At 70.9% G+C, this 15,512-nt stretch carries 13 protein-coding genes and 1 tRNA gene; 9 read left to right on the top strand and 5 right to left on the bottom strand.

Annotated elements, in window-relative coordinates; all coding sequences use genetic code 11:
• Positions 1-121: 121 nt before the first annotated feature.
• Positions 122-820 carry a hypothetical protein gene (locus tag ACFXGX_RS40385; protein WP_384802512.1) on the bottom strand — a complete coding sequence of 233 codons (699 nt, stop codon included), beginning with the start codon at positions 818-820 and terminating at the stop codon, positions 122-124.
• Positions 821-867: 47 nt separating this feature from the next.
• On the opposite strand from ACFXGX_RS40385, the gene ACFXGX_RS40380 reads away from it, so the two are divergent.
• Entirely contained in the window at positions 868-1,056 is a 189-nt protein-coding gene (locus tag ACFXGX_RS40380) for a DUF5703 family protein (protein ID WP_081223519.1), read from the top strand.
• 208 nt (positions 1,057-1,264) lie between these two features.
• On the opposite strand, the gene ACFXGX_RS40375 is transcribed toward ACFXGX_RS40380, so the two are convergent.
• The 3 genes from ACFXGX_RS40375 to ACFXGX_RS40365 form a co-directional block, all read right to left on the bottom strand.
• Positions 1,265-2,269, bottom strand: a complete 1,005-nt coding sequence (locus ACFXGX_RS40375) for a chaplin family protein (protein ID WP_384802509.1) — start codon at positions 2,267-2,269, stop codon at positions 1,265-1,267.
• Between the two features lie 214 nt (positions 2,270-2,483).
• Positions 2,484-2,717, bottom strand: a complete 234-nt coding sequence (gene chpH, locus ACFXGX_RS40370; protein ID WP_384802506.1) for a chaplin ChpH — start codon at positions 2,715-2,717, stop codon at positions 2,484-2,486.
• A 216-nt stretch (positions 2,718-2,933) separates the two neighbouring features.
• Positions 2,934-4,259: a M20/M25/M40 family metallo-hydrolase gene (locus tag ACFXGX_RS40365; RefSeq protein ID WP_384802503.1), complete on the bottom strand. Its 1,326-nt coding sequence runs from the start codon at positions 4,257-4,259 to the stop codon at positions 2,934-2,936.
• Positions 4,260-4,447: 188 nt separating this feature from the next.
• On the opposite strand from ACFXGX_RS40365, the gene ACFXGX_RS40360 reads away from it, so the two are divergent.
• The 6 genes from ACFXGX_RS40360 (at position 4,448) to ACFXGX_RS40335 (ending at position 13,025) form a co-directional block, all read left to right on the top strand.
• A tRNA-Leu gene (locus ACFXGX_RS40360) sits at positions 4,448-4,535 on the top strand.
• Positions 4,536-4,870: 335 nt separating this feature from the next.
• Positions 4,871-5,899, top strand: coding sequence for a glycoside hydrolase family 11 protein (locus ACFXGX_RS40355; protein ID WP_384802500.1), 1,029 nt, complete (start codon positions 4,871-4,873; stop codon positions 5,897-5,899).
• Between the two features lie 35 nt (positions 5,900-5,934).
• Positions 5,935-6,930 (top strand): polysaccharide deacetylase family protein, encoded by a 996-nt coding sequence (locus tag ACFXGX_RS40350; protein WP_384802497.1) that lies wholly within the window; start codon positions 5,935-5,937, stop codon positions 6,928-6,930.
• A gap of 339 nt (positions 6,931-7,269) precedes the next feature.
• Positions 7,270-11,145: a Pls/PosA family non-ribosomal peptide synthetase gene (locus ACFXGX_RS40345; protein ID WP_384802494.1), complete on the top strand. Its 3,876-nt coding sequence runs from the start codon at positions 7,270-7,272 to the stop codon at positions 11,143-11,145.
• Positions 11,146-11,218: 73 nt separating this feature from the next.
• The gene (locus ACFXGX_RS40340; protein WP_384802491.1) at positions 11,219-12,646 is read left to right on the top strand and encodes a M1 family metallopeptidase; all 1,428 of its coding nucleotides are present in this window, start codon (positions 11,219-11,221) and stop codon (positions 12,644-12,646) included.
• 4 nt (positions 12,647-12,650) lie between these two features.
• Positions 12,651-13,025 (top strand): YchJ family protein, encoded by a 375-nt coding sequence (locus ACFXGX_RS40335; RefSeq protein WP_384802488.1) that lies wholly within the window; start codon positions 12,651-12,653, stop codon positions 13,023-13,025.
• A gap of 14 nt (positions 13,026-13,039) precedes the next feature.
• On the opposite strand, the gene ACFXGX_RS40330 is transcribed toward ACFXGX_RS40335, so the two are convergent.
• On the bottom strand, positions 13,040-13,741 hold the full coding sequence (locus tag ACFXGX_RS40330) for a FadR/GntR family transcriptional regulator (RefSeq protein ID WP_384802485.1): 702 nt from the start codon (positions 13,739-13,741) through the stop codon (positions 13,040-13,042).
• A gap of 130 nt (positions 13,742-13,871) precedes the next feature.
• Here ACFXGX_RS40330 and ACFXGX_RS40325 point away from each other — a divergent pair, with 130 nt between their 5' ends.
• Positions 13,872-14,399, top strand: coding sequence for a gluconokinase (locus ACFXGX_RS40325; RefSeq protein ID WP_384802518.1), 528 nt, complete (start codon positions 13,872-13,874; stop codon positions 14,397-14,399).
• Positions 14,400-14,566: 167 nt separating this feature from the next.
• A partial coding sequence (locus tag ACFXGX_RS40320) for a GntP family permease (protein WP_384802482.1) occupies positions 14,567-15,512 on the top strand: 946 nt, incomplete at its 3' end.

Here is a 15,512-nt window from a genome sequence, read left to right as displayed (position 1 = left end):
GGGCCCCGCGCGCCCCCCCGAAATCCTGGGCCGGGGGGGGCGCTCTCCCCCCCACCCTGGGGGGGGGCGCGGGGGGGGGGGGGGGCCCCCCCCCGCGGGGGCACTTTCGTGCCGGGTCGTCTCAGCGATCCGCGTCCAGCCGGTCCACGGAGTCGATGTCCGCGCCGGAGCCGAGGTCGTCGTCCAGGTCGTCGTCGTCCGACTCCTCGTCGAAGACCGCGCTGACGTCGAAGCGGCAGACGACCCGCTGCGGGTCGATCGACTCGAAGGGTGTCTCCAGCCATTCGCCGGGCTCGGCCGGTTCGTCCGCGGCGGTCACCCAGAGCGTGGAGTCGCCCTCCTCCAGTCCGAACTCCTTGTGCCGGCTGGCGATCTCGTCGGGCTCGAACTCTCCGAAGAGGACCCCCAACGCACCGTGAACGGTGCCGGCCGCCGCGTCGAAGCCCTCGTCGGCGGTGGCACCGTCCTCCTCCACCGCCTCCACCCGCTGGGCCTGCGCCAGCAGCCGCTGGGGCTCCACCACCGCGTAGTCCCGGCGGATCACCACGCTCAGCGCGTTCGGCTCCTCGGGTCCGGTGTACGGAGGCAGCGTGTCGTCACCGCCGGGGATCTCGAAGGGCGTGACCTCGTCGTAGCGGTCGTAGAGGAGCTCGTCGTACTCCTCGGCCGCCGCGGCGAGCTCGTTGAAAGCCTCGTAGACGTCCGGGTCGTCATCGCCCGTCCTGCGCTCGACCGCGGCCAGGTGGCGGTCGAGTGCGGTCTTGACAGCCTCTGCGGCGGCGCGTACCTCGGCAGCGGTGGGCTGCACAGCATCAGACATAGTGCAGACGCTATCCGTACAGGGGCTCTGCCCGCACAATAGATGCGATGCCGGAATACGAATTTGTCGACGTGTACGTACCTCGCGGGGTCTCCCGCAAGGAGACGACACGTCTGCTGACGGACCATGCCGAGTACGGACACTGGGAGTTGGACCGCCTGAGTCTGCTCCGCGACGGCAGCCGCAGAGTGCGGTTGCGCCGCCGGATCATCCGCCAGGTACGCGCCACGTGGTGACAGACGGCCGCTGAACCGGTGCGGGCCCCGCCGGCGCGAGGCCCGCACCGTCACTCACGTCACGGGGGAAGGCCGTGGCGACCCGGTCGCAGCCGTGCCGCGCAGTGATCATTCCTGCGCGCGCGACGTCACGTCCGCGCCCCACTCTCCGATGTGATCATCGCAACTTCTCCGGCTTGATCACGTCGCCACGTCACGCGGCGCCACGTCACGCGGCGGCACGCGCCCGGCGGTAGAGCACGGCGCCGGCCAGCAACGCGGCGGCTGCCGCGGGTACGGCCGCTCCGACCGGCAGCTCACTGCCCGTGTGGGCCAGCTCGGCGCCGCCGTCCGCGGCCGGCGTCCGCACGTCGGCCCGCGAGCCGGGCCCACCGACCTGCACGGCACCGGCAGGGTGCTTGCCACCGCCCGAGGTGGACGTGCCCGGGTGACCGGGGGTACCGGGGTTGGCCGGGTGACCGGGGTTGCCGGGGTGCCCGGGCTGAGCGGGGGTTCCGGGGTGACCGGGCGTTCCGGGGTGGCCAGGGTGTCCCGGCTCGCCCGGGTGTCCGGGGTGACCAGGGTGTCCGGGGTGACCAGGATGCTCACAGTCACCGTCGTGACCAGGGTGGCTCGGCTGACCGGGGTGACCGGGATGTCCGGGCTGACCCGGCTGACCGGGGTGGCTCGGGTGACCAGGGTGGCCGGGGTGGCTCGGGTGGCCGGGCTGGTGGCCGCCCTTGCCCCCTCCGTTCGCGCAGCTGTCGTCCCCCGCCGCGTTTCCGATCCCGACGACGTTCACGCTGTTGCCGCAGACGTTCACAGGGGCGTCGACCGGCACCTGTACGTGGTTGCCGGAGCCCACGCCCGGCGAGTGGGCGGTACTGCCGCCGGCCCGTGAGCCGCCGGAGTGGGTCGCCCGGCCGGCCCGACCGCCCTGCTTTCCGTGACCGCCCTGGTGTCCCCGGCCCGCGGACGAACCGCCTCCGCCGCCGTGGTCGACACAGGTGTTGCCCATCGCCGGGTTGAGCAGCCCGACCACGTTCACGGTGTTTCCGCAGACGTTGACCGGCACGTTCACGGGCGCCTGCACGGTGTTGCCCGACAGCACGCCGGGAGAGTTCGACGCGGAACCGATCGCGCCCGAGTCGGCGTGCGCGGAGACACTGGTGACCGCGAGGACACCACCGGCCGCCGCCACGGTCATCAGGCCTTTGCGGGTGACCTGTCGCATAGCTGAAATCCCTGCCTTGAGTCCTGGGACGTGGACCAACACAGTCCTTGGGACGTGGACCATCGAGAGCACGCGCACGCCACCGGGCGTACGCGGGAAAGCCGGTCGGCCCCGGAGCGCATGGCGCGCACTCCGGGGCGGACGAGCTCAGACCTTCACGAAGTGACCCTCATGAGGTGACCCGGGGGATCCCCTCATGGGATGAGGCGCGACGTCAGTGGTTGAGGCAGGTGTTGCCGAAGGCGGGGTTCAGCAGCCCGATCACGGAGACCGTGTTGCCGCAGACGTTCACGGGAACGTGGACGGGCACCTGAATGACGTTGCCGGAGGCGACGCCCGGGGAACCCACAGCGGCACCCTGGGCACCGGAGTCGGCGACGGCCAGACCCGCACCCGCGAGAACCAGACCACCCGTGGCAACGGCTGCGGCGACGATCTTCTTGATCATTATTCCTCCTGCGTAGGCAAACGCGGTCCAAAGCAGCGGATCGCAACACCTGTAACGAGGAAGGAGTAGTAGAGCTATGGGCTTATGGTCGCATTCACCCGTCCCGGGCGATCTCCGCACGCGCGGGCGAATGCGGGCGTCAACACCCCGCACCTCCCGGGCGGTTCGGCAGGTGAGCCCGCCGACGCCCGGGCGGGGCGTGCCGCCGGCGCCCCGTCAGGACGCGTCGATGAATCGGTCCAGTACACGCACGCCGAACTGGAGAGCGTCCACCGGGACCCGCTCGTCGACTCCGTGGAACATGCCCGCGAAATCCAGCTCCGGGGGCAGCTTCAGCGGGGCGAAGCCGAAGCAGCGGATACCGAGATCGGCGAAGGACTTGGCGTCGGTGCCGGCCGAGAGCATGTAGGGCACGGCGCGCGCGATCGGGTCCTCGGCCGAGAGCGCGGTCTGCATGGCGTCGACGAGGGCACCGTCGAAGCCTGTCTCCAGCGCCTTGTCCGCGTGCACGTCCTCGCGCTTGACCCGGGGACCGAGGATCCGGTCGAGGTCGGCGAGGAACTCCTCCTCGTAGCCCGGCAGATAGCGGCCGTCGACATGCGCGGTGGCCTGCCCGGGAATGACGTTGACCTTGTAGCCGGCGCCCAGTTGGGTCGGGTTGGCGGTGTTCTGCAGCGAGGCGCCGATGAGCTTGGCGATGCCGCCGAGCCTGGCGAGCGTCTCGTCCATGTTCTCGGGGTCGAGCTCGGTGCCCAGGGCGTCGCCGAGTTCGTCGAGGAAGTGCCGCAGGGTCTTCGTCACCCGCACCGGGAACTTGTGCCGGCCGAGCCGCCCGACGGCCTCGGACAGCTCCGTGATCGCGTTGTCCTTGTGGATCATCGAACCGTGCCCGGCGGTGCCGTCCACGGTCAGCTTCATCCAGTGCATGCCCTTCTGCGCGGTCTCGACGAGGTACAGCCGCAGCTTCTCGTTGACCGTGAAGGAGAATCCGCCGACCTCGCCGATCGCCTCGGTGACACCCTCGAAGAGATCCGGGTGCTTGTCCACCAGATGCCGGGCGCCGAACGTCCCGCCGGCCTCCTCGTCGGCGAGGAAGGCGAGGACGATGTCACGCGGAGGCTTGCGGCCCGTGCGCATCCGCTCGCGTACGACGGCGAGCGTCATGGCGTCCATGTCCTTCATGTCGACCGCGCCACGGCCCCAGACCATCCCGTCGGCGATCTCGCCCGAGAAGGGGTGGTGGGTCCAGTCCACCGCGTTGGCCGGTACGACATCGGTGTGGCCGTGGATGAGGAGCGCGGGCCGCGAGGGGTCCTCGCCCTCGATGCGGGCCACGGTGGAGGCGCGGCCCTTGTGCGACTCGAAGACGTGCGGTTCGAGGCCGACCTCGGCGAGCTTCTCGGCGACGTACTCCGCGGCCTTGCGCTCGCCCGGGCCCGAGTGGTCCCCGTAGTTGCTGGTGTCGATCCGGATCAGCTCACGACAGAGGTCCACGACCTCGTCCTCGCCCGTGACGTTCCTGGTCGTGCCGCTCTCGCTCACGCTGGTTCCTCCCACTGTCGCCGCTGGTGGTCACCCTCATCCTCTCCCCCACCCGCCCTCCTGCCCAAGGGCGGCCCCGGGCCCGTCACGCACCGTTCACGCCGCGACGGGGGGTGATCGGGGCCCCTCGAAAGCCTGGTAATGTTTCACCTGTCGCCGCGAGGGAAACCCCGCGCGACATACACCTTGTCCGGGTGGCGGAATGGCAGACGCGCTAGCTTGAGGTGCTAGTGCCCTTTATCGGGCGTGGGGGTTCAAGTCCCCCCTCGGACACCAGCGAGACCCCACTTCGGTGGGGTCTTTTGCGTATCCGGGCCGCGCCCTGCCCGCCGCGCCCCGGCCTCCACTCCTCGAACCATTCGAGAAGTCTTCGAAACTTTCGAGGACTCGCGAGGCCATTCTGATCTTGACAGGCAGGCTGTCGACGACCAGCCCTTTCTGATCGGGCCATGCGACTCGCCTGAACAGGCATAACACCCTCCCGGCGCCCCATTGAGGCTGACGAATGTTTCGACCATCGTGCCGAAACCATTGACACTTGACAGGGCCAGTTCAACACTGTGGGCGATTCGCAGCGCGTCACCTCACGAGAACGAGGAGGAAACACGCACATGACCGACGCATCCGCACATCCGCCGGGCCGCCGTAGCGGTCGCCCGGGGACGTTCCGTCACCTCAGGCTGCTCATCAGCGGTGTCTGCACCATGCTGCTGGTCGCCGTGGCCGCGATGACCCTGCCCGGGACCGCCCGGGCCGACACGGTCGTCACGTCGAACCAGACCGGCACCAACAACGGGTACTACTACTCGTTCTGGACCGACAGCAGCGGCACGGTGTCCATGAACCTGGGCTCCGGCGGCAACTACAGCACCTCGTGGAGCAACACCGGGAACTTCGTCGCAGGCAAGGGCTGGAGCAACGGCGGACGCAGGAGTGTGACCTACTCGGGCACCTTCAACCCGTCCGGCAACGCCTACCTGGCGCTCTACGGGTGGACGTCCAACCCGCTCGTCGAGTACTACATCGTCGACAACTGGGGCACCTACCGGCCCACGGGAACGTTCAAGGGCACCGTCACCACCGACGGCGGCACGTACGACATCTACAGGACGACGCGGACCAACGCGCCCTCCGTCGAAGGCACACGGACCTTCGACCAGTACTGGAGCGTCCGGCAGTCGAAGCGCACGGGCGGGACCATCACCACCGGCAACCACTTCGACGCATGGGCCCGTGCAGGGATGAACCTGGGCAGCTTCAACTACTACATGATCCTCGCCACGGAGGGTTATCAGAGCAGCGGGAACTCCAACATCACGGTGGGCGACGCGGGATCGGGCGGCGGATCGGGCGGCGGGTCCGGCGGGGGCTCCGGCGGGTGCGCGGCGGCCCTCTCCGCCGGCCAGCAGTGGAACGACCGCTACAACCTCAACGTCACGGTCACCGGATCGAGCAACTGGACCGTGACGATGAACGTGCCGTCCCCGGCGAAGATCCTCTCGACCTGGAACATCAGCGCCAGTTACCCCAGCGCCCAGGTCCTGACGGCCAAACCCAACGGCAGCGGCAACACCTTCGGGGTCACCATCCAGCCCAACGGCAACTGGACCTGGCCCACGGTCTCCTGCAGCACGAGCTGACCCCCTGCCCCCACAAGGCCGAAGGAGCACTTCGCATGAGATTCCGCACGCGATCCGGACGACTCGGCTCGTTACGCTCGCTGATCACGGGCCTGGCCGTCGTGGCGACGGCCGCCGCGGGCACCCTCGCCCTCGACACCGGACCGGCGCGGGCCGCCACCTGCAACGGGTACGTCGGACTCACCTTCGACGACGGGCCGTCCAGCACCACGTCCACCCTGCTCAACGCCCTCAAGCAGAACGGGCTGCGGGCCACCATGTTCAACGAGGGCCAGTACGCGGCGTCCAGCCCCGCCCAGGTACGGGCCCAGGTGGACGCCGGCATGTGGGTGGGCAACCACAGCTACACCCACCCGCATCTCGTCCAGCAGAGCCAGGCGCAGATCGACTCGGAGATCTCCCGGACCCAGCAGGCCATCGCCGCCGCCGGCGGCGGGACGCCGAAACTGTTCCGTCCGCCGTACGGGGAGACCAACGCGACGGTGAAGTCGGTCGAGGCCAAGTACGGCCTGACCGAGATCATCTGGGACGTGGACTCGCAGGACTGGAACGGCGCGAGCACCGACGCGATCGTGCAGGCGGCGGGCCGGCTCACCAGCGGCCAGGTCATCCTCATGCACGACTGGCCGGCGAACACGATCGCCGCGATCCCGCGCATCGCGCAGGGTCTCGCCGCCCGCGGCCTGTGCGCCGGGATGATCTCCCCGGGGACCGGCCGCGCCGTGGCGCCCGACGGCGGCGGCACAGGCGGTGGCGGCGGCGGTGGCGGGTGCGCCGCGACGCTGTCCGCGGGCCAGCAGTGGAGCGACCGCTACAACCTCAACGTCACGGTCACCGGATCGAGCAACTGGACCGTGACGATGAACGTGCCCGCGCCCGAGAAGATCCTCTCGACCTGGAACATCAGCGCCAGTTACCCCAGCGCCCAGGTCCTGACGGCCAAACCCAACGGCAGCGGCAACACCTTCGGCGTCACCATCCAGACCAACGGCACGTGGACGTGGCCGACGGTCTCCTGCGCCACGGGCTGACCCGGCGGGACCGCACCGAGGAACAGCGCCGTCCCGCGTCACCGGGCACAGCGGGCGAGGGCCCCGATCATCGGATCGGGGGCCCTCGCTCGCTGTGTTCACGGCGTCACGGAAAGATGTGGGGCAGATCTCGTCAGGCTGACGTCTTCCCACGTCACAGCGCTGGAGGAAGGGGCCGGAGGAGGCCCTCGGGGACGTCTCGCATCGCTGATCCGCAGGTCCGAAGCTAGCGTCGTACTAAAATTGCAGGCTTGTTCGGAGCTGGACCGGAATATCCCCAGGCGTACCTGAGGACCCACCGGCTCCCCGGAGTATCCGGGAACAACACGTGAGGACCCGATGGCAGCCCTCCAGCAAGGCCCCGCGCTCGCGTTGTCCGACGACGAGGTGCGTGCGGAGTTCGGTGACCAGGCGCGCTTCTCCGCCTCCGCGGCCGCCTCGCCGCGCACGCTCGTCGACATCCTCGACGCCTCCGTACGGGCGTACCCGGACGAGCCCGCTCTCGACGACGGCCGGCGCGCCCTCACCTACCGCGCCCTGGCCGCCGAGGTGGACGCCGTGCGGTCACGGCTCGCGGACGCCGGGGTCGGGCTCGGCGACCGGGTCGGCGTGCGGGTCCCGTCCGGCACGAACGAGCTGTACGTGGCGATCCTCGCCGTCCTCGCCGCCGGGGCCGCCTACGTGCCGGTCGACGCCGAGGACCCCGACGAGCGGGCCGAGCTGGTCTTCGGCGAGGCCGGTGTGCGCGCGGTCGTCGGCGCCGGGCACGAGCTGACCGTCAACGGCCGCTCCGAGGTCCCCGCGGGGCGGCCCGGTGTCGAGCACGACGCGTGGATCATCTTCACCTCGGGTTCCACCGGCAAGCCCAAGGGCGTCGCCGTGAGCCACCGCAGCGCCGCCGCCTTCGTCGACGCGGAGGCGGACCTCTTCCTGACCGAGGAGCCCATCGGCCCAGGTGACCGGGTCATGGCGGGCCTGTCCGTCGCCTTCGACGCCTCCTGCGAGGAGATGTGGCTGGCCTGGCGTTACGGGGCCTGCCTGGTGCCCGTGCCGCGCTCCCAGGTGCGCAGCGGCGCCGACCTCGGCCCCTGGCTGGTCGAGCAGGAGATCACCGTCGTCTCCACCGTGCCGACCCTCGCCGCCCTGTGGGAGCCCGAGACCCTCAACGAGGTCCGGCTGCTGATCTTCGGCGGCGAGGCCTGCCCGCCCGAGCTGACCCAGCGCCTGGTCACCGAGGGCCGGGAGGTGTGGAACACGTACGGGCCGACCGAGGCGACCGTCGTGGCCTGTGCCTCGCTGCTGACCGGTGACGAGCCCATCCGTATCGGGCTGCCGCTGAACGGCTGGGAGCTCGCTGTCGTCGACGAGGCGGGCGAGCCGGTGCCGATGGGCGGCAGCGGCCAGCTCGTGATCGGCGGGGTCGGACTCGCCCGCTACCTCGACGCGGAGAAGGACGCCGAGAAGTACGCGCCGCTCGCCTCACTGGGCTGGGAGCGGGCGTACCGCAGCGGTGACCTGGTCAAGGCGGAACCCGAGGGGCTCATCTTCCTCGGGCGGGCCGACGAGCAGATCAAGCTCGGCGGACGCCGGATCGAGCTCGGCGAGGTGGACGCGGCGCTCCAGGCGCTGCCCGGTGTCGCGGGTGCCGCCGCGGCCGTGCGGACCGCGCGCGGCGGCAATCAGCTCCTCGTCGGCTATGTCGTCACCCAGGAGGGCTGGGACCAGGCGGCCGCCGTCGAGAAGCTGCGGGCCGAGCTGCCCGCCGCGCTGGTCCCGCTGATCGCGCCGGTGGAGGACCTGCCGACCCGGACGTCGGGCAAGGTCGACCGGAACGCGTTGCCCTGGCCCCTGGAGGGTCTGGGGACCCGCGGCGCCAAGGAGGAGCTGTACGGCACCGAGGCCTGGCTCGCCGAACAGTGGAGCGAGGTGCTCGGCATCCCCGTCGGCGGGGCCGGCGACGACTTCTTCGCGATCGGCGGCAGCAGTCTCGCGGCCGCCCAGCTCACGACGCGGCTGCGCGCCCGCTATCCGAGCGCCGCCGTGCTCGACATCTATCAGCAGCCGGTGCTGCGCAAGCTGGCCCGGCATCTGGAGAGATCCGCGCAGGACGACGGCGCGGAGCGGGTGATCGCGCCGGTCCCCGTGCGCGCCAAGCTGGTCCAGTTGGTCGTGCTGCTTCCGCTCTTCTGCCTGCTCGGGCTGCGCTGGACGGTGGCGCTGGCCGCGCTCGGCAACGTCCTGCACTGGATCGGCCCCTATCCGTGGGCGCCCGGCGCCTCATGGTGGCTGGTGGGTGCCGGTGCGCTCGTTCTGTACAGCCCGCCGGGACGGCTCGCCGTCGCCGCGGGCGGTGCCCGGCTGCTGCTGCGCGGTGTGAAGGCCGGCCGGTATCCGCGCGGCGGGAGTGTCCATCTGCGGTTGTGGACGGCCGAGCGGCTGGCCGCGTTCAGCGGTGCGACCTCGCTGACGGGGTCCTGGCTGGAGCGGTACGCCCGTGCGCTGGGCGCCAGGGTCGGGCAGGACGTGGATCTGCACTCGCTGCCGCCGGTCACCGGCATGCTCAAGATGGGCCGGGGTGCCGCCGTCGAGTCGGAGGTGGACCTGTCCGGGTACTGGCTGGACGGCGACCGGCTGGAGATCGGCCCGGTGAAGGTGGGCGCCGGTGCCGTGGTCGGGACGCGCAGCATCCTGTTCCCCGGGTCCCGGGTGGGCAAGCGCTCCGAGGTCGCTCCGGGTTCCGCCGTGACGGGCCAGATCCCGACCGGGCAGCGCTGGGCGGGGGCACCCGCGGTCAAGCTCGGCAAGGCGAAGCGGGCGTGGCCCAAGGACCGGCCGCAGCGCGGCACGTCCTGGCGGGTGCTGTACGGCGCGACCGGGTTCGCGCTGAGCGCGCTGCCGGTGCTGGCCGCCGTCGCGGCGCTGCTCGTCGCCCGGGTGTTCGTGAGCGCGGACGCCGGGCTCGGCGCGGCGCTGCGCGGTGCGGCGCTCGCCCTGGTTCCGGCGACGCTGGCGTTCGGTCTCGCGTACGCGCTGCTGCTGCTGGTCGCGGTGCGGCTGCTGAGCCTCGGGCTGCACGAGGGCACGCATCCGACGCACAGCCGGATCGGCTGGCAGGCCTGGACGGTCACGCAGCTCATGGACCGCTCCCGGGAGACGCTGTTCCCGTTGTACGCCGGGCTGATCACGCCGGTGTGGCTGCGGCTGCTCGGGATGCGGATCGGCCGGGGCGCCGAGGTGTCGACGGTGCTCGCGCTGCCGAGTCTGACGACGGTCGGGGACGGCGCGTTCCTGGCGGACGACACGCTGACGGCTCCGTACGAGCTCGGTGGCGGCTGGATGCGCATCGGGCGGGCCGAGATCGGTCGGCGGGCGTTCCTCGGCAATTCCGGGATGACCGCTCCGGGCCGCAGTGTGCCGGACGGCGGTCTGGTCGGTGTGCTGTCGGCGACGCCGAAGAAGGCGAAGAAGGGCAGCTCGTATCTGGGGCTGCCGCCGATGAAGCTGCCGCGTGCGGCGCAGGGCGGCGATCAGAGCCGTACGTACGAGCCGCCGGTCCGGCTGCTGTGGGCGCGTGGTCTGGTGGAGCTGTGCCGGCTGGTGCCGGTGTTCTGTTCGGCGGCGCTGGCCGTGCTGACGGTCGCCGCGCTGTGCGCGCTGGGGCCGTGGGCGTGGGCGTTCGCGGGTGTGGTGCTGCTCGCCGTGGGTGTGCTCGGGTGTCTGGTCTCCATCGCGGCGAAGTGGCTGCTGGTGGGGCGGCACCGTGCCGGTGAGCACCCGCTGTGGAGCGGTTTCGTGTGGCGCAACGAGCTGGCGGACACCTTCGTGGAGGTCGTCGCCGTGCCGTGGCTGGCGGGATCCGTGCCCGGTACGCCGCTGATGACCGCGTGGCTGCGGGGGCTCGGCGCCCGGATCGGGCGAGGCGCCTGGGTCGAGAGCTACTGGCTGCCGGAGTCGGACCTCGTGACGCTCGGGGACGCGACGACGGTCAACCGGGGCTGCGTCCTGCAGACCCACCTCTTCCACGACCGGATCTTGCGGACGGATACTGTGGTCCTCCGTGAGGGCGCCACTCTGGGTCCGGGCGGAATCGTCCTGCCCGGCAGCACGATCGGGGCCCGCTCCACTCTGGGTCCCGCGTCGCTGGTGATGGCTGCGGAGTCCGTTCCCGACGACACCCGCTGGCTGGGCAACCCGATCGAGGCCTGGCGTTCGTAGCAGACGTGACTTGATCGGACACGAAGGGCGGTACAGCGGAGAGTCGAGCACAGGGCAGGGAGCAGTCGCAGCAGTGAGCGTTCAGCAGACAGCGGGACCGGACCCCTATTTCCCGGCCAACGGTGACTCCCGTTTCCGGGTGCACCGGTACGAACTCGCGCTGGACTACCGCCCCGGCCCGAACCGGCTCTCCGGCACCGCGCGGATCAACGCCATAGCGGGCCGTTCCGCGCTGGCCGAGTTCCAGCTCAACCTGGCCGACTTCCGGATCGGCCGGGTCCGTGTCGACGGCAAGGCCCCGCACTACACGCACCGGGGCGGCAGGCTGCGGATCCGCCCGTCGAAGCCGGTGCGGGCGGGCGCCGCGTTCACGGTCGAGGTGCACTGGTCGGGCAATCCGAAGCCGGTCAGCAGTCCCTGGGGCGGGATCGGCTGGGAGGAACTGGAGGACGGGGCGCTGGTGGCGAGCCAGCCGGTCGGTTCGCCGTCCTGGTATCCGTGCAACGACCGGCCGGCCGACAAGGCCGCGTACCAGATCTCGGTCACCACGCCGTCCGCGTACGCGGTGGTGGCGGGCGGGCGTCTGCTGACGCGGACGACGAAGGCGTCGACGACGACCTGGGTGTACGAGCAGCCCGCGCCGACCTCCAGCTACCTGGTGGGCCTGTCGATCGGGAAGTACCAGACGGTGCTGCTCGGCGATCCGGGTCTGTCCGGCATACCGCAGTCCGGACATCTGCCCGCGCAGCTTCTGCCGGAGTTCTCCCGCGACTTCGCGCGGCAGCCCGCGATGATGGAACTGTTCCAGGGCCTGTTCGGGCCCTATCCGTTCGGCGAGTACGCCGTGGTGGTGACCGAGGAGGAGCTCGACGTCCCGGTCGAGGCCCAGGGTCTCTCGCTGTTCGGCGCCAATCATGTGGACGGGGCGCGGGGTTCGGAGCGGCTGATCGCGCACGAGCTGGCGCATCAGTGGTTCGGCAACAGTGTGACCATCGCGGACTGGCGGCACATCTGGCTGAACGAGGGGCTCGCGAAGTACGCCGAGTGGCTGTGGTCGGAGCGCTCCGGCGGGCGCCCGGCCCATCAGCTCGCCGCCGCCGCGCACCGGAAGCTGGCCGCGCTGCCGCAGGATCTGCTGCTGGCGGACCCGGGCCGCAAGCTGATGTTCGACGACCGGCTCTACCAGCGCGGCGGGCTCACGGTGCACGCGATCCGGTGCGCGATGGGCGACGAGGCCTTCTTCCGCATGCTGCGCGGCTGGGCGACGCTGCACCGGGGCGGCACGGTCACCACGTCCGTGTTCACCGCGCATGTCTCGCGCTACGCGGCCGAGCCGCTGGACGATCTCTTCACGGCGTGGCTGTACGAGACGGCGCTGCCGCCGCTGCCGGAGGCGCCCCCGCGCCTGCCGAAAGCCGCACCCCGGTTGCCGGCCAGGCCCGCCTATCCGCCCACCTATCCGCCGCCGGGCCCGGACCCGGCGCGGGTCCGGGGAGAATGACGCGATGACCAGCCGTTCCTGCCCTTGTGGGCTCCCCGGTCCGTACGCGCGCTGCTGCGGGCGCTTCCATCGCGGCGAGGCCGCGGCGCCGAGTGCCGAGGCGCTCATGCGGTCGCGTTACTGCGCCTTCGTGAAGGAGGACGAGGGCTACCTGCTGCGGACCTGGCATCCCCGGACGCGGCCGGCCCGGGTGGAGTTCGACCCGGGGATGCGGTGGACCGGCCTGGAGATCCTGGACACCGGCCAGGGCTCGGCGTTCCACACCACGGGGACCGTGACCTTCCGGGCCTCCTACCGGGGTGGTTCGCTGCACGAGCGGAGCCGGTTCGAGCGGGTGGACGGGGCCTGGGTGTATGTGGACGGGGAGTTCCTGGACTGACCTCGGGTGGGCCGTCAGGGGGCCAGGACGTCCAGTTCCTGGAGCGCGCCGACGGTGATCTCGCGGGTGATCCTCTCGGCGCGCGCGGCGTCGCCCTCGCGGACGGCTTCGGCGAGCTGGACGTGCAGGGTGACGGCCGCGGGGTCGGGATCCTCGAACATGACGTCGTGATGGGTGCGGCCGGACAGGACCTCCGCGACGACGTCTCCGAGGCGGGCGAACATCTCGTTGCCGGACGCCTTGAGGATCACCCGGTGGAAGGCGACGTCGTGGACGAGATAGCCCTCGAGCTGATGCCCGCGTGAGGTGGCGACCATGCCGAGCGCGCACGCGGTGAGCTCCGCGCACTGCTCGGGGGTGGCGTGCCGTGCGGCCAGTCCCGCGGCGACGGGTTCGATCGCCGAGCGCAGGACGGTGAGGGAACGGAGCTGGTGGGGACGGTCGGCGCCGGCCAGCCGCCAGCGGATGACCTGGGGGTCGTAGACGTTCCACTCGGACTTGGGGCGGACCGTCACGCCCACGCGGCGGCGGGACTCGACCAGGTACATGGACTCGAGGACCCGGACCGCTTCGCGCATGACGGAGCGGGACACCTCGAAGCGCTGGGCGAGTTCGTCGGTGCGCAGCACACTGCCCGGCGGGTAGTCACCCGCCGTGATCGCCGGCCCGAGGCTTTCGAGTACGTGTCCGTGCAGCCCCCGGCCCCGTGTGGTCATGAGGTCAGGGTACGAGGCTTACGTCACGAACAAAAAGTCAGACTTATATGTCACACACTCTTGAATTTGTCGTACCTAATGCGTTTCAGTGGCGTCGACATCAGATGTCGACGAAGACAGCGAGAGCGCGATGCAGCACAGTCCCACCCCCCATGTCGTCGTGGTCATGGGCGTCGCAGGCACCGGGAAGACCACCATCGGCCCGCTGCTCGCGGCCCGGCTCGGCGTGCCGTACGCCGAGGGCGACGACTTCCACCCGCAGGCCAACATCGCCAAGATGACGGCCGGGACGCCGCTGACCGACGACGACCGGTGGCCGTGGCTGGACGCCATCGGGCACTGGGCGCACGACCGGGCGGGGCTCGGCGGTGTGGTCAGCAGTTCGGCGCTCAAGCGCGTCTACCGGGACCGGCTGCGCGCGGCCGCGCCCGGGGTCGTCTTCGTGCATCTGACCGGCGACCGCGAGCTCATCGAGGACCGGATGTCGCACCGCACGGGGCACTTCATGCCCACGGCGCTCCTGGACTCGCAGTTCGCCACGCTCCAGCCGCTGACGGCGGACGAGGCGGGGGTCGAGGTCGACGTCTCCGGCGAGCCCGCCGAGATCATCGAGCGGGCCGTGGCGGCGCTCGGCGCTCTCGAACCGCCCCGGCCGTAGCGGCCTCGGCCCGGCCTCGGCACAGCCGCAGCAGCCCGGGACTCCGACGCCGTACCCCATACCGGTACCCGTACCCGTACCCGTACCGGTGCCCGTGACAACGCTGTCGCTCGGGCGACAGCGCGCACCACCCTCCCCGCGTCCTTTTCTCAAGCAAGGGAACAACCGTGACCAGACTCAGTGTCGAGATGCTGGCAGCGGACGCCGTCGAACCGATCACCTCGGCGGGCCACGCTCAACTGGGCATAGCCGTGCTGGCGGGCATCGCCGTCATCGTCCTGCTCATCACCCGGTTCAAGCTGCACGCCTTTCTCGCCCTGACCATCGGCTCGCTGGCCCTCGGCGCGTTCGCCGGCGCCCCGCTCGACAAGACCATCGTCAGCTTCACCACCGGACTCGGCTCGACGGTGGCCGGTGTGGGTGTCCTGATCGCCCTCGGCGCGATCCTCGGCAAACTGCTCGCCGACTCGGGCGGCGCCGACCAGATCGTCGACACGATCCTCGCCAAGGCGGGCGGTCGCGCGATGCCGTGGGCGATGGTGCTGATCGCCTCGGTGATCGGCCTGCCGCTGTTCTTCGAGGTCGGCATCGTGCTGCTGATCCCGGTGGTCCTGATGGTCGCCAGGCGCGGCAACTACTCGCTGATGCGCATCGGAATCCCGGCACTCGCGGGCCTGTCGGTGATGCACGGTCTGATTCCCCCGCACCCCGGTCCGCTGGTCGCGATCGACGCGGTCAAGGCGAACCTGGGCCTCACCCTCGCGCTCGGTGTCCTGGTCGCCGTCCCGACGGTGATCATCGCCGGTCCGGTGTTCTCCCGGTACGCGGCCCGCTGGGTGGACGTCCAGGCTCCCGACCGCATGGTCCCGGCGCGTGCCTCGGAGGACCTGGAGAAGCGTCCGAGCTTCGGCGCGACTCTCGCCACCATGCTGCTCCCGGTGGTGCTGATGCTGGCCAAGGCGCTGGTGGACATCGTCGTCGACGACCCGACGGACATGACGCAGCGCGTCTTCGACATCGTCGGAGCGCCGCTGATCGCGCTGCTCGCGGCCGTGATCGTGGGCATGTTCACGCTGGGCCGGGCGGCGGGCTTCACCAAGGACCGGATCGCGG

The sequence above is a fragment of the Streptomyces sp. NPDC059371 genome, assembly GCF_042751995.1.
In the GTDB taxonomy this organism is placed as follows: Bacteria; Actinomycetota; Actinomycetes; order Streptomycetales; family Streptomycetaceae; genus Streptomyces.
Note: the sequence above shows the minus strand (reverse complement) of the source record. Positions and strands in the feature narration are given on the sequence as shown.